Here is a 22,141-nt window from a genome sequence, read left to right as displayed (position 1 = left end):
CGCCCCCCCGGCGGGGCGGGGGGGGGCGCGCCCCCCCCCCCCCGCCGCCCCGCGCCCCCGCGGGGCCGCGCGGGGGGGGGCGCGGCGCGGGGGGGGGGGGGGGGGGGGCGGGGCCCCCCCCCCGCCCACCACTGCGCGAAGCGCATCTATCCGAAGCGGCCGGAGATGTAGTCCTCGGTGGCCTTCTGCGACGGGTTCGAGAAGATCTTCTCGGTGTCGTCGATCTCGATCAGCTTGCCGGGCTTGCCGGTGGCCTCGAGGTTGAAGAAGGCGGTCTGGTCGCTGACGCGGGCAGCCTGCTGCATGTTGTGGGTGACGATCACGATGGTGAAGTCCTTCTTCAGCTCCGTGATCAGGTCCTCGATCGCGAGGGTGGAGATCGGGTCGAGCGCCGAGCAGGGCTCGTCCATGAGCAGCACGTCGGGCGAGACGGCGATCGCGCGGGCGATGCACAGACGCTGCTGCTGACCGCCGGACAGGCCGCCGCCCGGCTTGTCGAGGCGGTCCTTGACCTCGTTCCACAGGTTCGCGCCGCGCAGCGACCGCTCGGCGACCTCGTCGAGTTCCTTCTTGTTGCGACCACCCTGCAGCTTCAGGCCGGCCACGACGTTGTCGCGGATCGACATGGTGGGGAACGGGTTCGGACGCTGGAACACCATGCCGATGGTGCGGCGCACGCCGACCGGATCGACCTGGTTGCCGTAGATGTCCTCGCCGTCGAGCAGGATGGCGCCCTCGACGCGGGCGCCGGGCGTCACCTCGTGCATGCGGTTGATGGACCGCAGCACCGTGGACTTGCCGCAACCGGACGGGCCGATGAACGCGGTCACGTTGCGCGGAGGCACCGACAGGCCGACGTCGGCGACGGCGTGGAACTTGCCGTAGTAGATGTTGACGTCCTTGAGATCAAGACGCTTCGCCATGGTGGCTCCCTTGCATGGTGGTGACTCGAAGGATTGTGGGGGTCACTTGCTGACCCGGGAGAGGTGACCGATCAGCTTCGCGACGATGTTGAGCACCGCGATCAGCAGGATCAGGGTCAGTGCGGCACCCCAGATGCGGTCCGAGCCGGCCTGGGTCGGGTTGTTCATCTCGGCGACCATGACGCCGGGCAGGGTGCCCATCTCGCCGTGGAACAGGTTGAAGTTGATGAACGGTGCGTATCCGACCAGGATCAGCAGCGGCGCCGTTTCGCCGAGCACTCGGGCGAGGGCCAGCATGACGCCGGTGATGATGCCGGGCAGGGCGGTCGGGATGACGATCCGCATGATCGTCTTCCACTTCGGCACTCCCAACGCGTAAGACGCCTCCCGCAGATCCTGCGGCACGATCCGCAGCATCTCCTCGGTGCTGCGGATCACGACCGGAACCATCAACAGCACCAGCGCGAGCGACACCGCGAACGCCGACTTGGGGAAACCGAGGGTGACGATCCACAGCGCGAAGATGAACAGCGCCGCGACGATCGACGGCACGCCCGAGAGGATGTCGACCATGAACGTGGTCACCCGGCGCAGCCGCGACTCCCCCCCGTACTCGACGAGGTAGACCGCGACGAACAGGCCGAGCGGGATGGAGATGACCGCGCAGACGATGCCCTGCAGGATGGTGCCGATCAGCGCGTGGTAGATGCCGCCACCACTGGCGGACGCCGACAGTCCGTTGAGCGAGTTGGTGAACCAGGTCGGGCTGGTCAGCGCCGACAGGCCCTTCTCGATGACGGTGTAGAGCACCCACACCAGGGGAACGAGCGCGACGAGCACCGACGCGGTCACGAGGACGCGGGCGACGAGGTCGGTGGTGCGACGGCGTCCGCTGACCCCTTGGAAGGTGGGGGCCTTGACCGGCTTGTCCATGGTCGTGGTCGTCATGTCAGTCCTTCTTCCCGGCGACGGCGGCGCGCGCCGCGGCGTTGACCACGAAGGTCAGCACGAACAGGACCAGACCGGCGGCGATGTAGGCACCCGCCTGAATGTCGTTGTTGAACTCGGCGTAGCCGAGGGCGATCTTCGAGGCGATGGTCGACCCGCCGTCGAACAGCGACCACGTCGCCGCCTGGGAGGTGGTGCGCAGGATCATGTAGAGCGCCATCGTCTCGCCGAGCGCACGACCGAGGCCGAGCATGGAACCGCTGATGTAGCCGGACTTGCCGAACGGGAGGACGGTGGTCTTGACGACCTCCCATTTGGTGGCCCCGAGCGCCAGCGCCGCCTCGATGTGGGAGACCGGGGTCTGGCTGAACACTTCGCGAGTGACGGCGGTGATGATCGGGAGGATCATCACCGCGAGCACGATGCCCGCCGTGAAGATCGTGCCGCCGCCCTGGATCGACCCGGAACCGTCCGAGAACAGGAAGAACCACCCTAGGTTCTCGTTCAGCCACACCGCGAGCGGCTTGATCGCCGGCGCGAAGACCAGCAGACCCCACAGGCCGTAGACGATCGACGGCACCGCCGCGAGCAGGTCGATCGCGTAGGCCAGCGGCCGCGCGACCTTCGACGGCGCGTACTGCGTGAGGAAGACCGCGATGCCGAGCGCGACCGGCATCGCGAGCACCAGCGCGAACAGTGACACCAGCACGGTGACCTGCAGCAGGTCGAGGACACCGAACGCCATGGCGTTGATGTCGGTGGTGTACCAATCACGGCTCGTGAGGAAGTTGACCTGGTTCCGCTGCAGCGCAGGAACGGCGCGCCACACCAGGAATATGCCGATCGCCGCGATGAGCACCGAGATGAAGATCGCGGATCCCTTGGCCAGGGTGGTGAAAATGCGGTCACCGGGACGGACGACCGATTTTCCCTGGGGTACGGACGGGGTGGGGATCGGTGCCTCCGGTGCTCCGGGCGGCGCCCCTGCGCCCGACCCCGGATCACCGGAGCCGGGCGCGGCAGGCGCCGACTGGGTTGGCGCGTCGCTCATCTGCGCTCGCATTCTGTTAGGTCCGAATATAGAGCGGGTTGACGATGTTCTGCACTCAGCCGATCGCCGCGATCGAGGCGTTCAGCTTGTCCTGCACGTTGCTGGGCAGCGGGACGTAACCCTGCTCGGAGAGGCCGGTCTGGCCCTCGTTCGCAGCGCTCGTCAGGAAGGACTTGACCGCCGCGGAGGTGTCGGCGTCGTAGCCGGTCGAGCACACGATCTCGTAGGTCGCCAGGACGATCGGGTAAGCGCCCGCGGCCTTGGTGCCGAAGATCGAGTCCAGGTTCAGGGTCAGGTCTCCGACGCCCTCGGACTTGAAGGTCGCGCCCTCGATCGCCTTGGCGGCGGTCTCCTCGCTGAGCTCGACGGCACCCGCGCCGGAGTCGATCTTCGCGACGGTCAGCTTGTTCTGGTCGGCGAAGGACTTCTCGACGTAGGTGATCGACCCGGGCGAGCCGGCGACGGCCTGCGCGACACCAGCGGAGCCCTTGGCCCCCTCGCCGACGCCGCCGACGAAGTCGGATCCTGCGCCCTTGGTCCACGCACCGTTCGATGCGGTGGTGAGGTACTGCTGGAAGTTGTCGGTGGTGCCCGAGGAGTCGGAGCGGACGATCGGGGTGATCGCCTCGTCGGGCAGGTCGACACCGCTGTTGAGTGCGACGATCGCCGGGTCGTTCCACTTGGTGATGCCACCGGAGAAGATCTTGGCGAGCACCTCACCGTTGAGGGTCAGGCCCTCCACGCCGTCGAGGTTGTACGCGATCGCGACGGGACCGAACACGAGCGGCAGGTTCCAGGCGTCGCCGCCGGCGCAGCGATCCTTGGCGGCGGTCGCCTGGTCGCCCTTGATGGCGGAGTCCGAACCTGCGAAGTCGATCTGCTTCGCGATGAACTGGGTGCGTCCGTCACCCGAACCGGTCGGGTTGTACGCGATCTTGACGTCCTTGCCCTTCTCCTGGCAGACGGAGATGTAAGTGGAGACGAAGTTGTCCATCGCGTTCTTCTGCGCAGAGGAGCCCGCGGCCGACAGCGACGTCTTGCCCTCGCAGGTCGCGTCGGAGGCAACGCTGCTGCCGCCACTCGACGACGCCGTGTTGTTGTCGCTACCACAGGCGGCCAGGGTCATGGCACCGACAGCCACCACGCCGAGCACGGCAGCATTGCGCTTGAAGTTCACGCTGTTCCCTCCGGGAGACTCTTCACGTCCGGGCAGCACTCCGCGGCCCACCGAGAAAAGTAGGGGCGGGGGGTGGACAGCCGGTCCCGCCTGAGTGAACGAGAAGTGAACAGCTGTGTGCGTCTCGGATTCCGGACAGTGAAATTCGCCACCTCGCGGGAGCCGCCCCCCGCAGCACCGGACTGCTAGCCGGCCTTGGACTCCGGGGCCCGGAATTCACGCACGACATCGGCGTCCGCGGGCCGGTTCTTCAGGGACGCCGCGTACACGTCGACGTACTCCTGACCGGACATCCGCATCAGCTCGTACATGATCTCGTCGGTCACGGTCCGCTCGACCCAGCGGTTGCCGGCCATCCCCTCGAACCGGGAGAAGTCCAGGGGCTTGCCGTACTTGACCTGTACCCGGCGACGACGCCAGCGGAACGGGCCGGGCGGGCAGATCTCGTCGGTGCCGACCACCGCGACCGGGATGACGGGGATTCCGGTGCTCAGCGCCAGCCGGGCCGCCCCGGTCTTGCCCTTGTACAGCCTGCCGTCCGGCGACCGGGTGCCCTCCGGGAACAGTCCGACGAGCTTGCCCTCGTCGAGGAGCCGGCGCGCCGTCGCGAGCGCGGCGTCGGCGGCGTCCGCTCCGCTCCGGTCGATCGGCACCTGCCCGGCACCGGAGTAGAACGCCTTCTGCAGTGCGCCCTTGAAGCCGGGGGTGGTGAAGTACTCACTCTTGGCGAGGTACGTGATCCGCCGCGGCGACGCCAGCGGCGCGAACAACCAGTCGGCGATCGACAGGTGGTTGCCCGCCAGGATCGCGGGGCCGGACGCGGGGATGTTCTCCACTCCCTCGACCCTCGGCCGGTTGTACAGGCGGATGAACGGTCCGACCAGCACGTACTTCAACAGCCAGTAGAACATGCAGTTATTCCTCGTCTCCTGCGTATGCGACGTCGACGTGATACCGCTCGAACGCTAGCCGGTCGTACGTGTGCAATGCGGAGGAATTGTCAGCTTCCGTGTAGAGGAGCACCGAGCCCAGGCCCCGGTCCCGCAGGTAGCGCAGTCCGGCGACGGTCAGCAACCGGCCGAGGCCGCGGCCCTGCGCGGAGGGGTCGATCGCGACGACGTACACCTCGCCGATGGCGGGCTCGCCGGGTTCGTCGCCGCTACCGGTCGCGGCGTGCACCTTCGTCCAGTGGAAGCCGAGCATCTCGCCGGTGTCGGAGTCGGCCGCGACGAACAGTCCGGCGGAGTCGAACCACGGCTCCGCGACCCGCTCGTCGATCTCGCGCTGCGTCCACGCCCCCTGCTCGGGGTGCCAGTCGAAGGCGGCAGCGTTGACGCGCAACAGATCGGCGTCGTCGCTCGGGCCGGCGTACGTCCGCAGTGTCACGCCGTCCCGCGTCGGCACCTCCGGCAGCGGTGGCTCGTCGAGGCGGCGCCGCATCTGCAGCAGTTCGCGTGCGGGCCGCAGGCCGAGCCGGGCCGCGACCGCGCGGGCGGCGGGCAGGTCACCGTGAGCCCAGATGCGGGTCCCCGGTCCGCCGTGCTCGAGCGCCGCCGACACCAGTTCCCGGCCGACGCCGCGTCCGCGGTGGTCGGGATGGACCGCGGCCTCGGCCATCGCAGGGTGCTCGCCGTGCGCAGGTTCCACCCCGGCGTAGCCGATGACGGTGTCGTCCGACGTCGCCAGCAGGTGAGTGGTCCGGGAGCGGCCGCGCAGGCGGTGGACGGCCTGCTCGGAGACGGGCTCCGTGCCGTCGACGGCGGTCGCGTGGTCGAGCAGTGCGCTGATCTGGTCTACCTGCTCCTCGTCGAGCAGGAAGAACCGACTCATTCCCGCCTGGCTCATCTACAGCGCCGAACCGTTCGCGGTGGTCAGGCTGGTGTCGTCGGGGTTGTCCTCGTCGGCGAAGTCGCCCTCGTCGTCGGGTCGCGCCGCGCCGGAACCGGCCTTGCGGCTGGGCCGGACCGCCTTGTAGCCGACGTTGCGGACGGTCCCGATCAGTGCCTCGTACTCGGGTCCGAGTTTGGCCCGCAGCCGTCGCACGTGCACGTCCACCGTGCGGGTGCCGCCGAAGAAGTCGTAGCCCCACACCTCCTGGAGCAGTTGGGCGCGGGTGAACACCCGGCCGGCGTGCTGCGCGAGGTACTTGAGTAGCTCGAACTCCTTGTAGGTCAGGTCGAGGGGGCGGCCACGCAGCCGTGCGGTGTAGGTGCCCTCGTCGATCACGAGTTCACCGAGCGTGATCTTGCCGCTCGACTCCGGGCTGGCGATGCCGCCGCTGCGTCCGACCAGCAGACGCAGGCGCGCGTCCAGTTCGGCCGGTCCGGTGCCGGGCAGCAGGATGTCGTCGAGTCCCCAGTCCGAGTTCACTGCCACGAGACCGCCCTCGGTGAGCACCGCGACGACCGGGATCGCGGAGCCGGTGCTGCCCAGCAGCCGGCACAGTCCCCGGGCCGCCGCGAGATCGGTACGGGCGTCGACCAGTGCCACGTCCGCCGACCCCGCGTCCAGCAGCGACGACACTTCCGTCGGGGCGGGACGGACGGTATGCGCGAGCAGCGCTAGGGAAGGCAGTACCGACTCCGGGTTCGGGTCGGAGGTCAGCAGGAGCAGCTCCACGCACCCTCCCCTTCTCGTCGCTCATGTGCCTGGGCACGGTCGACAGTGATGCCTATCTTCGGGCTACAGAATAGCGTGCCCAATGTTACGAATTGTTACGCAGACAGCGGCGCCCCCACGCCCGCCCCGCCGTGACAGCCCCCGGGGGTGCCTCCCCGCGGTCCGTCACAATGAAACGGTGCGCAAACTGATTCTCGCCCTGGTGAGCCTGCTCGCCCTGGTCGTCGTCGTCGACTTCGGGGCCGCGGCGTACTCCGAGTTCCGGGTCTCGCGGAGCCTGCGGGAGGGTGCCGGACTCAGCTCGGACCCGCAGGTGACGATCACCGGGTTCCCGTTCCTCACCCAGGTCGCCGAGGGCCGGTACCAGCACGTCGAGATCCGCGCCCAGGGCGTGCCCAGCGACGCCCTCGGGGACGTCGCTGTCGAAGCCGACCTGCACGGCGTGCACGTCGAGGCCTCCGACCTGTTCGGATCCTCGGTTCGCACGGTCCCGGTCGACCACCTCGACGGCCGGGTCAAGATCGAGGCCACCGCGCTGGGCGCCTACCTCGGTATCCCGGACCTCGAGGTGTCCGCGCCCCCGGCCGACCGGTCGGACGGGACGGGCGGCTCCGGCGGCTCCGGGATGAGCACGGGCGGCGGCATCGTGCTCACCGGCACGGTCTCCGTCGGACCGTTGAGCGCGACGGTCAGTGTCACCGCGGACCTCGTGCTCGACGGCGACAAGGTCACCATCGTGGCGACCGACCTCTACTTCGGGCCGGAGGGCAACGCCGACTTCACCGTCCCGGCGCCGCTGAAGCCGGCGGTCCTCGGTCTGTTCACCCGGGAGATCGACATTCAGCAACTGCCGTTCGGGGTGCGGCCGACGAAGGTGTACGCGGAGGGTTCACAGGTGGCGATCGAAGGGTCGGGAGACAACGTGGTGATCAATCTCGACGAAATGCTGGCGTCGTGACCGGCCTCGTGGTGCTGGGCGTCGTCCTCGTCGCGGCGCTGGTGACCGGCCTCGCGATGCGGGCCCGGACCGGACGGGTGCGGGTCACCGAACCCGCCGCGGCGCCGAACGACGCGCGACGCACACTGCTGACCGAGGTGGGTGTCCCCGGCACCGGACCGACGGTCCTGCACTTCTCCGCCGACTGGTGCGGGCCGTGCGCGGCGGTCCGACGGGTGGTCGCACAGACCCTCACCGGCCTCGACTCGCGGCTCGCCTCGGACGCTCCGAGGCCGGTCGACCTCGAACTCGACATCGACGAAAATCCGGTACTGGCACGAGAACTCGGTGTGCTGTCACTTCCGACGACGTTCGTCTTCGACCGCGACGGGCAACAGCGCTACCGGGTGTCGGGGGTTCCGAGCGCACCCGAGCTCGAATCGGCGCTGGTCGGACTGTGTGAGCCCGAGGGTTCACATCCCGGCGAAACCCGGTAAGCTCGCCGTCGTGCACACCCGCCACGAGCTGATGCTCACCCGACGCCGCGCAGTCGATCTGTGCCGCCTCGGCGGCTGTTGCTGTCCCTGTCGCTGATCCTCACGTCCGTACCCTCACGCTCGCCTGGCGTCCCGCCGCGAGCCCGCCGTGACGATCAGGCATTCGAGCCCGTCACGCATGTCCCCGGCATCCAAGCGCAGGAGCACATTCGCAATGCCCACCCCCACTCCCACCGCTGTCGCGGCCGGCGCCGACGTCCAGGTGGACGTCCGCGGCCCACGATTCGCGGCCTGGGTCACCACCGCGGTCCTGGTGGCCGTGCTGGTCGTGTCCGTGTTCTCCCCCGTCGCCGCCGGTCTGCTGCTCGCGGTGCAGGCCGTCGTGTTCGCCATCGGCGCCGCCCTCGGTCCGCGTCGCAGCCCCTACGGCCGGCTGTTCGCCCGGTTCGTCGCGCCCCGGCTCGGCCCGGCCACCGAGCGCGAGCCGGTCGCCCCGCTGAAGTTCGCGCAGCTCGTCGGCGGGATCTTCGCGACCGTCGGCGTCGTCGGTTTCCTGAGCGGGCTGACCGTGCTCGGCACCGTCGCGACCGGCTTCGCCCTGTTCGCCGCGCTGCTCAATGCGGCCGTCGGTTTCTGTCTCGGCTGCCAGATCTATCCTCTGGTGGTCCGTTTCCGCAGGTCCACCTCGATCCCCGCGGCGTAGCCGCACACCATCCGGCTTCGGCCGCGTCCGATCCACCCGAACCCACGCAAGTTCCGTACCGAAAGGAAACCCATGGCTCGCTCCGACGTCCTGGTCTCTGCCGACTGGGCCGAGCAGAACCTCAACGCACCGAAGACGGTGTTCGTCGAGGTCGACGAAGACACCTCGGCCTACGACGGCGGCCACATCGAGGGCGCCATCCGTCTCGACTGGCGAAAGGACCTCCAGGACGGGGTCCGCCGCGACTTCCTCGACCAGGAGAAGTTCTCGGCGCTGCTGTCCGCCAAGGGTGTCGCCAACGACGACACCGTGGTCCTGTACGGCGGCAACAACAACTGGTTCGCCGCGTACGCCTACTGGTACTTCAAGATCTACGGCCACAAGGACGTCAAGCTGATCGACGGCGGCCGCAAGAAGTGGGAGCTCGACGGCCGTCCGCTGTCGAAGGACGAGGTCGTCCGCCCGGCGACCGAGTACAAGGCCGAGCCGGCCGACACCTCGATCCGCGCGTTCCGTGACGAGGTCATCAACGCGATCGGCAGCAAGAACCTGGTCGACGTCCGCTCCCCCGACGAGTACGCCGGCAAGATCCTCGCTCCGGCGCACCTGCCGCAGGAGCAGGCGCAGCAGCGCGGTCACGTCCCCGGCGCGATCAACATCCCGTGGTCGACCACCGCCAACGAGGACGGCACCTTCAAGTCGGACGACGACCTCGCCAAGCTGTACGCCGACAAGGGCTTCGACGACAGCAAGGAGACCATCGCGTACTGCCGCATCGGCGAGCGGTCGAGCCACACCTGGTTCGTGCTGCAGGAGATCCTCGGCAAGAAGAACGTCAAGAACTACGACGGCAGCTGGGTCGAGTACGGCTCGCTCGTCGGTGCACCGATCGAACTGGGAGCGTAATCATCATGTGTGGAGCACCTGTCCAGGGTCAGACCCTTCCCGCCGGCGTCGACGCGTCGAAGGAGACCGTGATCACCGGCCGCGTCCTCGCCGCGGACGGTCAGCCGGTCGGCGGCGCGTTCGTGCGTCTGCTCGACGGCACCGGTGAGTTCACCGCCGAGGTCGTGGCCTCCGGAACCGGCGACTTCCGGTTCTTCGCCGCCCCCGGCACGTGGACCGTGCGCGCGCTGTCGAGCACCGGCAACGGCGACAGCACCATCAGCCCCGAGGGCAACGGCGTCCACAACGTGGACATCACCGTCGCCAAGTAGGCAGACGGTTCCCGCCGACAATTGGCGGCACCGCCGCGGCGACCCCGCTCTCACTTCGAGGGCGGGGTCGTCTGCATCTGCTCGATCCCTCCGACGAACGCGGTCGGTTCCGAGTCCGACGACGATCCCCCGCTGCCCCGCTCGGCACCGGGGTCCGGCTGCGGTGCGACACGGTCGCTCCTGTTCTCCGCCGCGAGCGCGGTGATCCAGTCGACCAGCTTCGCCGTCTCCGGATACCGTCCGTCGAGGTTCTTCCAGTACCCCATGTGTTGCAGGACACCGAACACGATGTAGGGCTTGGTGATCAGCTCGGGCACACCGCTGTTGTCCCGAGCGAAACCCGTCAGCTCGCTGTGCACCTTCCGGCGGATGACGTCCCAGCCCGGTCCCGTCGCCCACTTCAGGGTCTCTCCCGGTGTGAGCTGATTCCCGCGCGCCTTGTCGTAGTCGACCGGGTACGTCTGGTCGGCGACCTTGATCAGCACGTCGAGGAGCGATTCCTCGGATTCGATCCAGTCGTCCTGGGAGACGATCTCCGCCACCGCGCGCACCGCGATCGACGCCGCGGCGCGCTCGAGGTCGCTGACGGTCCCGAGCGGGTCGAGCAGCGTGAAGTGCATCTGGCCGAGGACGGCGAGGGCGAGGTCGAGGATCGCAATGTTCCGCGGGGCGTCGCACGAGATGTCGTGGACCCGGCACGCCGAGACGACCTTGCCGTCCAGCGCTCCGTAGTCCCGGGCCTTCGCCGAGACGAAGCCACCGCCGGTGGGTCCGGGCGCACCCAGCGAAGGTGTGCCGGCGGGGCGGTACGGATCCCCGACCAGGGCGACGCCGGCGATGTCGTCGGCGTTGACGTGGGCACTGCCGTCGCGGTGTCCGAGTTCGACGGCGACGCGCTCGACGACCTCGGCCCCCATGCTGTAGCCGACCAGGGCGTACTTCGTCGTGTCCCCGCACGCGGTCTTGTTGTCGTCGAGCAGGCGATTGGTGGACGCGACGCCTTCCGCGATCGCCTCCTGGTAGGTGGGGACCCTGCTCACGCCGAGGCCGTAGGTCGACGCGTAGGGGACGTAGACCCATCCCAGCGAGCCGGGATGCGCGCTGTTCGCCGCCCCGGCGGCGACGGTCAGATTGCCGAGACTGTTGTCGAGTGCCGCGTCGTCGTACAGATTCCGGTCGGAGCTGGAATCCGATCCACCGTTGGCCGCGAGGATCAGGAGGTCCGGGCAGTCCGACGCGTAGTTGTTCGGATCCACCGCGGGCGGCGACGACGACGACCCGGGCGGGTTCGCGTTCGCGACACTCGGCAGCGCCGACAGGCAGGCTGCCACCAGCACACCCACCACCACGAACCCGGCGGAACCAGGACGGTGCATCGGTCCTCCCCCGAAGGCCATCGACCACGATTGGATCTGGACGGGTGAAACAAGACGACGATCGGCAGAAACGTACAACACTCCGCGATCCGAGGCGCTTCGACCGACCGGACCCGCCGTGGTCCGACCGAACGCGCGACACCCCCCGCTGCGTGGGTCCCGGAGCCGATGGGTCTAAGCTGTCCCCGTGGTCATCTTCTTCGAGGTGCTGCTGGTTCTCGCAGCCATCCTGATTACCTGGTTCTCGCTGTACGTCGTGTACCGACTGGTCACCGACAAGCCGTGAGCCAGCCCGGCGACGGCGCCGACGACACCGGCGGGCCGCTGGACGAGGCGTCCGGTTCGTCCGCAGGTGGCGACCCCACCGTCCGGCGGGGCAGCGGCGACCGTGCCGTGGCCGACGCCGTCGAACGCGCCAAGGACACCGCCGGCCTGAACATTCCGGTCCTTCCCGGACTCCCTCTTCCCGAGGACACCGCGAACCTGCGGCTCGGTCCCGACCTGAATCCCGGGATGCTCGCGTTGCTGCCGCTCGTCGGCGTGTGGCGCGGTGAGGGTGAGGGGCACGATCCCGTCACGGGCGACTACCGCTTCGGCCAGGAGATCGTCGTCTCCCACGACGGCGGCGACTACCTGCGCTGGGAGTCACGGTCGTGGGTCCTGGACGAAGCCGGCGAGTACGTCCGGCCGGATCTGCGGGAGAGCGGCTTCTGGCGGGTCACCGGTGACGGCATCCCGGGCAGCGTCGACGAGGAAGTCGTCGAACTCCTCCTCACCCACGCCTCCGGCGTCGTGGAGCTGTACTACGGCCAGGCGCTGACCCAGTCCAGCTGGGAACTCGCCACCGACGTCGTGATCCGCAGCAAGAGCGGCGCCCTGGTCGGCGGCGCGAAGCGGTTGTACGGCATCGTCGAGGGTGGCGACCTCGCCTACGTGGAGGAACGCATCCTCGCCGACGGCGACCTCGAGCCGCACCTGTCGGCCCGGCTGTCCCGCTACATCGGCTGACTCGTCCACGGACACAAGAGACACGACACCCGCACGCGCCGCGTGCGGGTGTCGTCGTCTCACGCCCCGTAACGTCGTCGCTGTTCACCGGCAGACATCAGGAGCGACGATGGCATCCACCGCACCAGGTTCTCCTGTCGTCGACACCACGCACGGCCCGGTGCGGGGCGTGGACGACGGCGCCGTCCGGTCGTGGAAGGGGATCCGGTACGCCGCCCCACCGAAGGCCGCCCTCCGCTTCCGCGGCCCGCAGCCGCCGGATCCGTGGACGGACGTCCGGGACGCCGGCACCTTCGGCCCGTGCGCGCCACAGACGCGACATCCTGCGATCCACCTGGGTCCGGGCGCGCGGACGGACGAGGACTGCCTGTCGCTGAACGTGTGGGCACCGTCGGACGCCGACGGCCTCCCGGTGCTGGTGTGGATCCACGGCGGCGCCTACTTCCGCGGGGCGTCGTGTCAGCCGCTGTACGACGGCCACGCGCTCGCCGCGGGCGGTGTCGTCGTGGTGACGGTGAACTACCGCATCGGTGTCCTCGGGTTCGTGGACTTCTCGTCGCTCGGCGACGGGTTCGACTCGAACGTGGCACTGCGCGACATGATCGCGGCGCTGGAATGGGTGCGGGACAACGTCGCCGCGTTCGGCGGCGACCCGCGCCGGGTACCGGTTCGACTACACCACCCCGATGCTCGAGGTGTTGCGGATCGGGGCCACCCACGGCACCGAACTGCCGTACGTCTTCGGCAACATCGCCCGTCACCCGAAGGACGTCACCTACCTGCTCGGTGGGTTGTCCACCGGCCGCCGCATCTCCGCGCGCCTGCAGCACCGGTGGCGCGCCTTCGCGACGTCCGGCCGTCCCGACGGTCCCGCCGGCGAACCGCAGTGGCTGCCCTACGGCACCGATCGCGCGACGCTGGTGATCGACAAGCACGACCGCGCGGTGCCGGACCTCGACAGGTCGCTGCGGGAGACCGGGGCGACGAGGTCATCGCTTTCACCTGAGGGGTCCCGGAACCGCAGGCCCCCGGAACGCGCGACGACCCCCGAGCCGGACGTGAACGTCCTGATCCCGATCGGACGTGGCCGGGAGACTCGGGGGCCGGGTGACTGCTGGGATTCGCCGGCCGCGGATGCGGTGGGTGAAACCCTTCAGCGTCGTTGGCTAGCGGACAGCCACCTCACGCGTCCTGTCGTTCTTCAACTTCAGACCACCTCCTTCCTCGTGTACCGCCGAACGTACGCCCGACGCGAAGCATCGGCAACGGAATTGTTCGGCGGGCGAAAATCAGCAGCTGGACGGGGCGGGGACGCCGCGGAAGCGGTCGTCGAGCCAGCCCAGTGCCTGCGGCAGACCGAGGACGGCCGCGGACAGGTGATCCGGGCTCGGGGTCAGGAGGGTCTGCACGGGGACGCCCGCGTCGCAGTACCGGCGGACGGTGTTGTCGATCGCATCGACGGGGATGAGCGTGTCCGTGGGACTGTGCCATTCGAAGATCGGCATCGTCGGCACTCCCGGGTAGAGCTCGAGGCTGTTCTCCTCCATCACCTTCCACGCCGCCGGGTCGTTCATGAAGTCGGGGTTGTCGGTGACCTGGCTGGCGGCCCGTCCGATTCCCCAGAACATGATCTCGTTGGTGCACCCGTTCTGGATCATCGACTGCAGCCAGCGCCCGGTCTCGTTGAGCTGGTCGGTGACGTTCATCCGGTCCGGGTACTCGCGTTCGAGTCCGAGGGCGGCGGCCATCGCCAGCCCGAAGGCGGGATGCGGGTTGGCGCCGAGCGCGGTCGCCATCTTCGCGATGTTCATCGGCGCCCCACCCTCGGCGGCGCCGACGATGTTCAGCTCCGGCGCGTAGGTGGGCGCGAGTGTGGCCGCCCACGACGTCGCCATGCCGCCGCCGGAGTAGCCGCCGAGCCCGACCGGGCTGTTCGCCACCTTCAGTTCGGGGATCTTCTTGACCGCCCGGATGCCGTCGAGGGTGATCTGTCCGCCGAGTTTCGCGGCGCCGTACGCCATCCGCGGGCCGAGGTGGTCCGGCAGGGCGACGGCCCAGCCGCGCGCGAGCGCGATGTTCAGCCCCGGCGCCTCGCGGATCTGGGTCAGCGGGTCGGTGGTGTACAGCTCGGTCGCGATCTTGCACTTGTGTCCGAGCGCGTTGATGATGTGCTGGTAAGACAGGAGCGGGCTGTCGGCGACGAAGTTCGCCGGCAGCAGGAACGTGGTGTTCGCGGCGATCGGACGGCCCTCGGAATCCGTCGACCGGAACAGCACCTCCCACACCTCGCTGCCCGGGAAGTACAGGTTCGGCGGCATCTGTCGCAGCTTGAGGACGTCGCCCGGCTGGTGCGCGGCGACGACGTCGTCGGCGGCGCTGAAGAAGGGGTCGGGATCGGACGCCGGGTACACCGGCAATGCGGACGCGGTCACGCCGCCCACCGCGCACATCAACCCCGCGGTCAGCCCGGCTGCAACCACCCCGGAGACAAGTCTGCGAATCAACGCTCCCATGAACAACTCCCGGAGTCGTATGGACGTGTGATCGAGCATCCCGACCCGGGCCACTATGCCAGCGTCTTGTGACCTCCTCTCGCCTTTCTTGTCACCGATTGGTTTCGACGTCGCCAACAGGCGTCTCGAATCGGTCACGCACCGTGCCCGGTTCGTCCACCCCCACCACGACCACCCTGTCCGCGCCGGACCCCGCCGGAAGGTGGTGGGTGACGACCACGACCGTGCGGCCGGGATCGACCAGCGTGCCCGCGCGGTCGAGCAGGGCGTGCAGCACCGAGGCCCCGGCGGCGGCGTCGAGGTGCTCGGTCGGTTCGTCGAGCAGCAGCACCCGCGCCGGGGACACCAGTGCCCGGGCCAGCAGGATGCGTCGCCGCTGACCCCCGGACACCGACCTTCCCCCGGCCTCGAGGGAGGTGTGCACGCCGTCGGGCAGCGAGGTCACCCACTCCCCCAGACCGACGGCGCCCAGCACCTCCAGGGCGGTGTCCGCGTCGAGGTCGCCGCGTGCCACCCGCAGGTTCTCGAGCAGTGAGGTGCCGAACAGGTGCGCGTCCTCGGCGAAGTACCCGACCTGCGTGCGCAGCGTGCCGGTGTCGGTGTCGGCGATCGGGGTGCCGTCGACCGTCACGGTGCCCGCGACGGGCGGCAGCAGCCCGGCCAGGGTCATCATCAGCGTCGTCTTGCCCGCTCCGGACGGGCCGACGAGCGCGGTGCGCGACCCCGGCGCCAGGTCGAGGTCCAGGGGCGGGTCCGACGGGCGCGAGCCGGGCCATCCGCTGCGCAGCCCGGACGCGGTCAGGTGCACCGGCTCCCGGACCGGGACGGTCCCGGTTCGAGCCTCGGCGCCGGACCGGTCGAGCAGGTCCATGATCCGCGCCGACGCCAGCCGGCCGCGGGTGAGCGCGACCGCGGCCGCGGGCAGCGCGGATGTGGCCTCGAACGCCGAGAGCGGCAGCAGCACGAGGATGCCCAGCGCCATCGGCGTCATCGCACCCGTCGTGCCGCCGTCCGGTCCGTACAGCGTGATGCCGACGAGCAGCGACCCGAGCACGCTCGCACCGATCGCGAGCGGGGTCGCGGCCGACGCGAACGCGGAGGGGGCCGCCGCGCGGTCGGTGGCCCGGATCGTCGCGTCGTCCCAGTTCTCCGCGGTCCGCAGGACCTCGTCGAGGCGTCCGGCGACGCGAAGTTCGGCGGCGTGGTCGAGGCCGAGCACCGCCGTTTCCGAGTAGCGCGCGGCCGCGTCGGCTCCGGCCGTCTCCGCCGTCCGCGCGGCGCGGGCCGAGAGCAGCGGGGCCGCCACACCGGCGAGGGCGAGCGCGACCGCGAGGACGAGCGCGGCGGCCGGGGAGATCAGCGCCAACCCGACGACCGCCGACGCAGCGATCACCAGGGCGACGGCCATCGGCACCAACGCCCGGATCACCACGTCGCCGAGCGCGTCGACGTCCGCGCCGGTGCGGGCCAGCAGGTCGCCGCGGCGCAGTGCTGCCGGGGCGGCCGGGTCGCCGGTGGCCAGTCGGCGGTACAGGTTCTCGCGGGCCGACACGGTGCCGCGCAGCGCGGCGTCGTGGGTGGCGAGCCGCTCGAGGTAGCGGAACAGGCCCCGGGAGATGCCGAGCGCGCGGACCGCGACGACGGCCACCGTCAGGTCGAGGACCGGCGGCATCTGCCAGGCCCGGGTGATCAGCCACGCCGACAGCGCGGCGAGGGCCAGCGCGCTGCCCAATGTCGCGACCCCGGCGAGGACCGCGTACAGGACGCGGCGCGGGCTCAGGTCGAGCAGGGTGAGGGCCCGCCGCAACGGATCTCGCGTCATGCGCGCACCTCCGCCGTCACCGTGACGACGGTGTCCGCCGCGGCGAGCACGGTCGCGCGGTGGCCGACGATCAGGACGGCGCGACCGCGATCGGCCAACGCCCGGACCGCGGCGAGGACCCGTGCCTCCGACTCCGGGTCGAGGTGTGCGGTCGGCTCGTCCAGCAGCACCAGCGGGGCGTCGGCGAGCAGGGTGCGGGTCAGGGCGAGGCGTTGCCGCTGTCCGAGCGAGAGGCCCAGACCTCCGACCCCGACGACGGTGTTCCAGCCGTCGGGCAGCTCGGCCAGGACGGTGTCGAATCCGGTTGCACTGCAGGCGTTGTCGAGGAGGTCCGCGCTCACCTCGACGGGTCCGGTCAGCTCCAGGTTCTCCCGGAGCGTGCCCGGGATCAGCACCGGATGCTGCGGCAGCCACGCCACCGACGCCCACCACCGTCGCGGCTCGACGTCGCGGACGTCGCTGCCCCCCACCAGGACCCGTCCCTCGTCGGGGTCGGCGAGGCCGAGGACCAGGTGCAGCGCGGTGGTCTTGCCGGCGCCGTTGGGTCCGGTCAGGGCGGTCACCCGGCCAGGTTCGAGTGTCAGGTCCAGGCCGCGGGGTGCCCACCCGGACCGGCTGCGCACCCCGACTCCCCGCAGGCTCACGACGCCCTCGGGCACCGGCCCGTCCCCCTCCCGGGCGGCCCGGTCACGGCCGTCGAGCACCCCGAACGCCTTGTCCGCGGCGGCCATTCCGTCCTCCGCGGCATGGAACTGGGCGCCGACGGTGCGCAGCGGCAGGTACACCTCTGGGGCGAGGACGAGGGCGATCACTCCGGCGCGCAGCCCCATCTCCCCGAAAACCAGCCGCAGCCCGATGCTGACCGCGATCAGGGCAACGGACAGCGTCGCCAGGAGTTCGAGCACCATCGACGACAGGAACGCGATGCGCAGCGAGGACATCGCGGTCCGGCGGTGCCGGTCGCCGAGGTCACGAACCCGGGCTGTGGGTCCGCGCTCGCGGCCGAGCGCGCGCAGCGTGGGCAGGCCTGCGATGAGGTCGAGCAGCTGCGCGGACAGTGCGGTCATCGTCCGCAGCGACGCGGCGGACCTGCCCTTGGTGAGCAGGCCGATCAGGATCATGAAGATCGGGATCAGCGGCAGGGTGATCATCACGATCACCGCCGAGGTCAGGTCGGTGAAGACGATCACCAGCAGGGTCAGCGGGGTGACGGTGACCGCGAGCAGCAGCGCGGGCAGGTAGCCCGTCAGGTAGTCGCGCAGGCCTTCGATTCCGCGGGTCAGGACGGTCGCGGTCTCGTCCCGCCGGGGGTCGAGGTCGCGGGGGGAGAGTGCGGTCGCGGCGGTGAGCACCTCGCCTCGCAGCTCGCCGATCACCCGGGACGCCGACCGGTGCGCGTACCGGGACTGCGTCCACGTGGCCAGCGTCCGGACCGCGAATGCGATTGCGAGCACGACCAGTTCGCCGGTCCAGTCGCCGAGGGCGCGGGCGCCGGGGTCGGTGATCACCCCGGCCAGGACGGTCCCGATCATGACCGCGGAGACGATCACCGCCACCGCGACGACGAGCGAGAGCGCCACCGTGAGAAGGAGATGGCCGCGGGCGGACCGCGAGTACCGCCACAGGCGTGGATCGACCGGGCCGCGCCTGCGAACGTCGGCACGCGCGGCCGGGGCACTCGATGACATCTATCGGGTCTCGACCGGGAGCCCGATGGACGGCGGGATGTGCTTGGTGGAGATCCGCTGTCGGAACACCCAGTACGTCCAGCCCTGGTAGATCAGCACCACCGGGGTCATGATCGCCGCGGCCCACGTCATCACCTTCAACGTGTACGGGCTGGACGAGGCGTTGTAGATGGTCAGGCTGTAGGCGTCGGAGATCGTCGACGGCATCACGTTCGGGTACAGGCTCGCGAACAGCAGTGTCACCGTCGCGATCACCGCGACGGTGGTGAGCACGAACGCCCAGCCCTCCCGCACGGCGGCGGTCAGCGCGACCACACCGAGCAGCGCGGCCGCCGCGACGCCGACCAGGATCCACGTCCACCCCTTGCCGTAGGCCAGCTGCGTCCACAGCACGAAGGCGCCGGCCACGACGACCGCCGGGATCGACAGCCGCGACGCCAGTTTCACGGCGTCCTCGTGCACCTCGTCGGCGGTCTTGAGCGCGATGAACACCGCGCCGTGCAGCGCGAACACCAGCGCCGTGGTGACGCCGCCGAGCAGGGCGTACGGGTTGAGGAGGTCGAAGAAGCCCGACACCACCTGCCGGTTCTCGTCGATCGCGACGCCGCGCACGATGTTCGCGAACGCCACCCCCCACAGGACCGCGGGCACCCAGGAGCCGAAGATGATGCCCCAGTCCCAGCGCGCCCGCCACCTCGCATCGTCGATCTTGCCGCGGTACTCGATCGCGCAGACCCGCACGATCAGCGCCACCAGGATCAGCAACAGTGGCAGATAGAAGCCGGAGAACAGCGTCGCGTACCACTCCGGGAAGGCCGCGAACAGCGCGCCGCCCGCGGTGAGCAGCCACACCTCGTTGCCGTCCCACACCGGGCCGATCGTGTTGAGCACCACGCGGCGCCGGGTGTCGTTGTCGGCGGAACCGTTCGTGCTCCGACCGAGGACGGGCATCAGCATGCCGACACCGAAGTCGAAGCCCTCCAGGACGAAGTAGCCGACGAACAGAACCGCGATGAGGATGAACCAGAGTTCCTGAAGTCCCATGTCGCCTCTCCTAGTACGCGAACGACAGCTGCTCGGGCTTGCCGGTGTCGCCCGGCTCCTCGGGCTCGTCGCCCGGCGGGTGCGCGTCGTGCGGCAGCGGCCCCTCGACGGTGTAGCGGCGGATCAGCCAGAACCAGACGACACCCAGCGCCGCGTAGAGCAGGGTGAACACGATCAGCGACGTCCACACGGTGGCCGCCGCGTGGTTGGAGACGCCCTGGTCGACGGTGAGCCGGATCATGTCGACGCCGGTCGGGTTGGGGTGCACGACCCAGGGCTGGCGGCCCATCTCGGTGAAGATCCAGCCCGCGCTGTTGGCCAGGAACGGCGTCGGGATCGCGATCAGGCTCAGCCACGAGTACCACTTCTGGTCCGGGACGCGGCCGCCGCGGGTGACCCACAGCCCGGCGATGGCGAGTGCGGCGGATCCGGCGGCGAGGCCGATCATCGCGCGGAAGGACCAGTAGGTGACGAACAGGTTGGGCCGGTAGTTGCCGGGGCCGAACTGCTGCTCGTACTGCACCTGCAGGTCCTCGACGCCCTGCAGGGTGGCGCCGGTGAACTTGCCCTCCGCGAGGAACGGCAGCACGTAGGGCACCTCGATGACGCGGGTGACGCTGTCGCAGTTGTTGTGGGTGCCGACGGTGAGGACGGAGAAGCTGGGATCGGTCTCGGTGTGGCACAACGACTCCGCGGACGCCATCTTCATCGGCTGCTGCTCGAACATCAGCTTGGCCTGGATGTCGCCGGTGATGAACAGGCCGATGCCGGACAGGATCATGACGAACAGGCCGAGGCGGGCCGCGGGCCGGAACATGGTCCGCGCCTCGGTCTCCCTCCGCTCGGCCTCGACGGGCTCGGCGGCCTTGGCGCGGCGCATGTTCCGGACCATCCACCATCCGGCGATGCCGGCGACGAAGGTGGCGGCGGTGAGCAGTGCCCCCGCGACGACGTGCGGGAAGGCCGCCAGCGCAGTGTTGTTCGTCAGCAGCGTCCAGATGCTGGTGAGTTCGGCGCGTCCGGTCTCCTCGTTGTAGATCGCGCCGACCGGGTGCTGCATGAACGAGTTGGCGGAGATGATGAAGTACGCGGACGCGTTGACACCGAACGCGACCAGCCAAATGGTCGCCAGGTGAACGAGTTTCGGCAGCCTGCCCCATCCGAAGATCCACAGGCCGAGGAAGGTGGACTCGAGGAAGAACGCGACGAGACCTTCGAGGGCGAGCGGGGCGCCGAAGACGTCACCGACGAAGCGGGAGTACTCGCTCCAGTTCATGCCGAACTGGAACTCCTGCACGATGCCGGTGGCGACACCGAGGGCGAAGTTGATCAGGAACAGCTTTCCGAAGAATTTGGTGAGTCGGTACCAGTGGTCCTTCCTGGTGACCACCCACATCGTCTGCATGACCGCGATGAGCGGGGCGAGACCGATGGTCAGCGGAACCAGGATGAAGTGGTAGACCGTCGTGATTCCGAACTGCCAGCGCGAGACGTCCAGTGCGTCCATGGCTACTCCCTGTGCAGGGCCCGTGGGACTTCGCTTGCCGGGTTTGCGGGCGTGGGCTGACGTCCGCAGTCCCGGTTCAAAAGGTAACCCCCGCGGCACGGCGCCGCGAGCCCTTCTTCTACGACGGACAGTAGTAGATGTGGACGGATCCACCTACCCTCGACCGGTGAACCGTGCCGGGACTCACATCGGACCTCAGGCCGCGTCGGCCTCCGCGCCCACCGTCCCGACGGCGAGATCCACCAACCCGGACAGCTCGTCGGCGATCTCCGGGGCAGGTAGGGGCAACCCGTCGAGCGTGTGCACCCGCGCGGCCAGCGTCACACTGGAGAGCAACCAAAGACCATCCGCGGCAATGAGATCCGCCGGACGCAGCGCCGCCATCTCACACCGGAACCGGTGCGTGCCCGCCACCTGGAACAGCGCCTGCTGCGTCGTCCCCGGCAGGATCCCGTGCTCGACGGGCGGGGTGATCAGCGTCCGGCCCCGCGCGATCAGCACCGTCGAACGCGGGCCCTCGAGGACCAGACCCTCACTGCTCGTGAAGATCACGTCGTCCGCTCCCGACGCGTGGGCGTGCCGCAGCGCCGCCATGTTGGTCGCGTACGACAACGTCTTCGCGCCCAGGAGCTGCCACGGCGCGGTGGCGGCCAGGTCCACCGAGTACCCACGTTCCAGGGTGCACACCGACAGCCCGTCCCGTCGCGCGGCGACGACCCGCGGCGCCACGGGGCCGATCGTCAGGTAGGCGGTCGGCTCGCCCCCGGACTCGCGTCCCCGGCTGTACACCAGCCGCATCGCGCCCTCGCGGTTCGCGCCCCACTCGTCGATCGCGATGGCGATGGCGATCCGCCACGCCTCGACGTCGGGGGCAGGCAGGTCGAGCGCGGCCGCCGAGTTGCAGAGCCGGGCCAGGTGCAGCTCGATCGTGCACGGCGCGCCGTCCCGGATCAGCACCGTCTCGAAGACGCCGTCACCGCGCACCGCCGCGAGGTCGTCCGCGCGCAACAACGGCGCGTCGGGGTCGCGCAGCTCGCCGTCCAAGGTCACCAGCACCTGCTCAGCCATGCCTCCAGCCTACGGTGGACGGCTCGCGCCACCCGCAACCCCA

The 22,141-nt window shown here is 69.7% G+C and carries 21 protein-coding genes and 1 pseudogene; 8 read left to right on the top strand and 14 right to left on the bottom strand.

Translation table 11 applies throughout. From position 1 onward, the window contains the following. Positions 1 to 146 precede the first annotated feature (146 nt). From pstB to ACFYVR_RS06695, 7 genes are all read right to left on the bottom strand, one after another. Positions 147 to 923, bottom strand: coding sequence for a phosphate ABC transporter ATP-binding protein PstB (pstB, locus tag ACFYVR_RS06725; RefSeq protein ID WP_387470958.1), 777 nt, complete (start codon positions 921 to 923; stop codon positions 147 to 149). A 42-nt stretch (positions 924 to 965) separates the two neighbouring features. Then, positions 966 to 1,871, bottom strand: coding sequence for a phosphate ABC transporter permease PstA (gene pstA / locus ACFYVR_RS06720; protein WP_387470956.1), 906 nt, complete (start codon positions 1,869 to 1,871; stop codon positions 966 to 968). Position 1,872: 1 nt separating this feature from the next. After that, a complete protein-coding gene (pstC, locus tag ACFYVR_RS06715; protein WP_387470954.1) occupies positions 1,873 to 2,922 on the bottom strand; it encodes a phosphate ABC transporter permease subunit PstC in 1,050 nt (349 codons plus the stop codon). A gap of 55 nt (positions 2,923 to 2,977) precedes the next feature. Then, complete coding sequence (gene pstS, locus ACFYVR_RS06710; RefSeq protein WP_387470952.1) at positions 2,978 to 4,099, bottom strand: phosphate ABC transporter substrate-binding protein PstS; 1,122 nt, start codon at positions 4,097 to 4,099, stop codon at positions 2,978 to 2,980. A gap of 185 nt (positions 4,100 to 4,284) precedes the next feature. Beyond that, complete coding sequence (locus tag ACFYVR_RS06705) at positions 4,285 to 5,010, bottom strand: lysophospholipid acyltransferase family protein (RefSeq protein ID WP_387470950.1); 726 nt, start codon at positions 5,008 to 5,010, stop codon at positions 4,285 to 4,287. 4 nt (positions 5,011 to 5,014) lie between these two features. Then, positions 5,015 to 5,944, bottom strand: a complete 930-nt coding sequence (gene mshD / locus ACFYVR_RS06700) for a mycothiol synthase (protein WP_387470948.1) — start codon at positions 5,942 to 5,944, stop codon at positions 5,015 to 5,017. Continuing rightward, complete coding sequence (locus ACFYVR_RS06695; RefSeq protein WP_387470946.1) at positions 5,945 to 6,718, bottom strand: winged-helix domain-containing protein; 774 nt, start codon at positions 6,716 to 6,718, stop codon at positions 5,945 to 5,947. It lies immediately after the preceding gene. Positions 6,719 to 6,896: 178 nt separating this feature from the next. On the opposite strand from ACFYVR_RS06695, the gene ACFYVR_RS06690 reads away from it, so the two are divergent. The 6 genes from ACFYVR_RS06690 to ACFYVR_RS06665 all read left to right on the top strand — a co-directional run bounded on the left by ACFYVR_RS06690 (position 6,897) and on the right by ACFYVR_RS06665 (position 10,072). Beyond that, entirely contained in the window at positions 6,897 to 7,676 is a 780-nt protein-coding gene (locus ACFYVR_RS06690) for an LmeA family phospholipid-binding protein (protein WP_387470944.1), read from the top strand. Then, positions 7,673 to 8,152 carry a thioredoxin family protein gene (locus ACFYVR_RS06685; RefSeq protein WP_387470942.1) on the top strand — a complete coding sequence of 160 codons (480 nt, stop codon included), beginning with the start codon at positions 7,673 to 7,675 and terminating at the stop codon, positions 8,150 to 8,152. The genes ACFYVR_RS06690 and ACFYVR_RS06685 overlap by 4 nt, the downstream gene beginning before the upstream one ends. Further along, complete coding sequence (locus ACFYVR_RS06680) at positions 8,115 to 8,249, top strand: putative leader peptide (RefSeq protein ID WP_387470940.1); 135 nt, start codon at positions 8,115 to 8,117, stop codon at positions 8,247 to 8,249. Before ACFYVR_RS06685 ends, ACFYVR_RS06680 begins: the two co-directional genes overlap by 38 nt. 117 nt (positions 8,250 to 8,366) lie before the next feature. After that, complete coding sequence (locus ACFYVR_RS06675) at positions 8,367 to 8,855, top strand: DUF4395 domain-containing protein (RefSeq protein ID WP_387470938.1); 489 nt, start codon at positions 8,367 to 8,369, stop codon at positions 8,853 to 8,855. Between the two features lie 72 nt (positions 8,856 to 8,927). Next, entirely contained in the window at positions 8,928 to 9,761 is an 834-nt protein-coding gene (locus ACFYVR_RS06670; RefSeq protein WP_387470936.1) for a sulfurtransferase, read from the top strand. 5 nt (positions 9,762 to 9,766) lie between these two features. Beyond that, on the top strand, positions 9,767 to 10,072 hold the full coding sequence (locus ACFYVR_RS06665) for a DUF1416 domain-containing protein (protein ID WP_387470934.1): 306 nt from the start codon (positions 9,767 to 9,769) through the stop codon (positions 10,070 to 10,072). Positions 10,073 to 10,122: 50 nt separating this feature from the next. Here the strand turns inward: ACFYVR_RS06665 and ACFYVR_RS06660 are convergent, their stop codons facing one another. Continuing rightward, positions 10,123 to 11,448, bottom strand: coding sequence for a cutinase family protein (locus tag ACFYVR_RS06660; RefSeq protein WP_387470932.1), 1,326 nt, complete (start codon positions 11,446 to 11,448; stop codon positions 10,123 to 10,125). Positions 11,449 to 11,772: 324 nt separating this feature from the next. Between ACFYVR_RS06660 and ACFYVR_RS06655 the strand changes: the two genes are divergently transcribed. Together ACFYVR_RS06655 and ACFYVR_RS06650 are read left to right on the top strand one after the other, a co-directional pair. Next, positions 11,773 to 12,456 (top strand): FABP family protein, encoded by a 684-nt coding sequence (locus ACFYVR_RS06655; RefSeq protein WP_387471202.1) that lies wholly within the window; start codon positions 11,773 to 11,775, stop codon positions 12,454 to 12,456. Positions 12,457 to 12,565: 109 nt separating this feature from the next. After that, positions 12,566 to 13,462 (top strand): annotated as a pseudogene (locus ACFYVR_RS06650) (carboxylesterase family protein). Positions 13,463 to 13,745: 283 nt separating this feature from the next. On the opposite strand, the gene ACFYVR_RS06645 reads toward ACFYVR_RS06650, so the two are convergent. From ACFYVR_RS06645 to ACFYVR_RS06620, 6 genes are all read right to left on the bottom strand, one after another. Further along, the gene (locus ACFYVR_RS06645; RefSeq protein ID WP_387471200.1) at positions 13,746 to 14,906 is read right to left on the bottom strand and encodes a lipase family protein; all 1,161 of its coding nucleotides are present in this window, start codon (positions 14,904 to 14,906) and stop codon (positions 13,746 to 13,748) included. Between the two features lie 154 nt (positions 14,907 to 15,060). Then, positions 15,061 to 16,791 carry a thiol reductant ABC exporter subunit CydC gene (gene cydC / locus ACFYVR_RS06640; RefSeq protein ID WP_387470930.1) on the bottom strand — a complete coding sequence of 577 codons (1,731 nt, stop codon included), beginning with the start codon at positions 16,789 to 16,791 and terminating at the stop codon, positions 15,061 to 15,063. Beyond that, on the bottom strand, positions 16,788 to 18,479 hold the full coding sequence (gene cydD, locus ACFYVR_RS06635) for a thiol reductant ABC exporter subunit CydD (RefSeq protein WP_387470928.1): 1,692 nt from the start codon (positions 18,477 to 18,479) through the stop codon (positions 16,788 to 16,790). The genes cydC and cydD overlap by 4 nt, the downstream gene beginning before the upstream one ends. Continuing rightward, entirely contained in the window at positions 18,480 to 19,523 is a 1,044-nt protein-coding gene (gene cydB / locus ACFYVR_RS06630) for a cytochrome d ubiquinol oxidase subunit II (protein ID WP_387470926.1), read from the bottom strand. 10 nt (positions 19,524 to 19,533) lie between these two features. Beyond that, complete coding sequence (locus ACFYVR_RS06625) at positions 19,534 to 21,030, bottom strand: cytochrome ubiquinol oxidase subunit I (RefSeq protein ID WP_387470924.1); 1,497 nt, start codon at positions 21,028 to 21,030, stop codon at positions 19,534 to 19,536. 195 nt (positions 21,031 to 21,225) lie between these two features. Further along, complete coding sequence (locus ACFYVR_RS06620) at positions 21,226 to 22,098, bottom strand: aminodeoxychorismate lyase (RefSeq protein WP_387470922.1); 873 nt, start codon at positions 22,096 to 22,098, stop codon at positions 21,226 to 21,228. Between the last annotated feature and the right edge of the window lie 43 nt (positions 22,099 to 22,141).

Source organism: Rhodococcus sp. NPDC003318, assembly GCF_042879035.1.
Lineage (GTDB): Bacteria > Actinomycetota > Actinomycetes > Mycobacteriales > Mycobacteriaceae > Rhodococcus_G.
The sequence above is the reverse complement of the archived record's forward strand: the minus strand, read 5'-3'. Positions and strand labels throughout refer to the sequence as shown.

Excerpts from the sequence above, each read along its gene's own strand:
- pstB (WP_387470958.1), bottom strand. The coding sequence starts at position 923 with ATGGCGAAGCGTCTTGATCTCAAGGACGTCAACATCTACTACGGCAAG.
- pstA (WP_387470956.1), bottom strand. The coding sequence starts at position 1,871 with ATGACGACCACGACCATGGACAAGCCGGTCAAGGCCCCCACCTTCCAA.
- pstC (WP_387470954.1), bottom strand. The coding sequence starts at position 2,922 with ATGAGCGACGCGCCAACCCAGTCGGCGCCTGCCGCGCCCGGCTCCGGT.
- ACFYVR_RS06705 (WP_387470950.1), bottom strand. The coding sequence starts at position 5,010 with ATGTTCTACTGGCTGTTGAAGTACGTGCTGGTCGGACCGTTCATCCGC.
- mshD (WP_387470948.1), bottom strand. The coding sequence starts at position 5,944 with ATGAGCCAGGCGGGAATGAGTCGGTTCTTCCTGCTCGACGAGGAGCAG.
- ACFYVR_RS06675 (WP_387470938.1), top strand. The coding sequence starts at position 8,367 with ATGCCCACCCCCACTCCCACCGCTGTCGCGGCCGGCGCCGACGTCCAG.
- ACFYVR_RS06670 (WP_387470936.1), top strand. The coding sequence starts at position 8,928 with ATGGCTCGCTCCGACGTCCTGGTCTCTGCCGACTGGGCCGAGCAGAAC.
- ACFYVR_RS06665 (WP_387470934.1), top strand. The coding sequence starts at position 9,767 with ATGTGTGGAGCACCTGTCCAGGGTCAGACCCTTCCCGCCGGCGTCGAC.
- ACFYVR_RS06660 (WP_387470932.1), bottom strand. The coding sequence starts at position 11,448 with ATGCACCGTCCTGGTTCCGCCGGGTTCGTGGTGGTGGGTGTGCTGGTG.
- ACFYVR_RS06645 (WP_387471200.1), bottom strand. The coding sequence starts at position 14,906 with ATGTGCGCGGTGGGCGGCGTGACCGCGTCCGCATTGCCGGTGTACCCG.
- cydC (WP_387470930.1), bottom strand. The coding sequence starts at position 16,791 with ATGACGCGAGATCCGTTGCGGCGGGCCCTCACCCTGCTCGACCTGAGC.
- cydD (WP_387470928.1), bottom strand. The coding sequence starts at position 18,479 with ATGTCATCGAGTGCCCCGGCCGCGCGTGCCGACGTTCGCAGGCGCGGC.
- cydB (WP_387470926.1), bottom strand. The coding sequence starts at position 19,523 with ATGGGACTTCAGGAACTCTGGTTCATCCTCATCGCGGTTCTGTTCGTC.
- ACFYVR_RS06625 (WP_387470924.1), bottom strand. The coding sequence starts at position 21,030 with ATGGACGCACTGGACGTCTCGCGCTGGCAGTTCGGAATCACGACGGTC.
- ACFYVR_RS06620 (WP_387470922.1), bottom strand. The coding sequence starts at position 22,098 with ATGGCTGAGCAGGTGCTGGTGACCTTGGACGGCGAGCTGCGCGACCCC.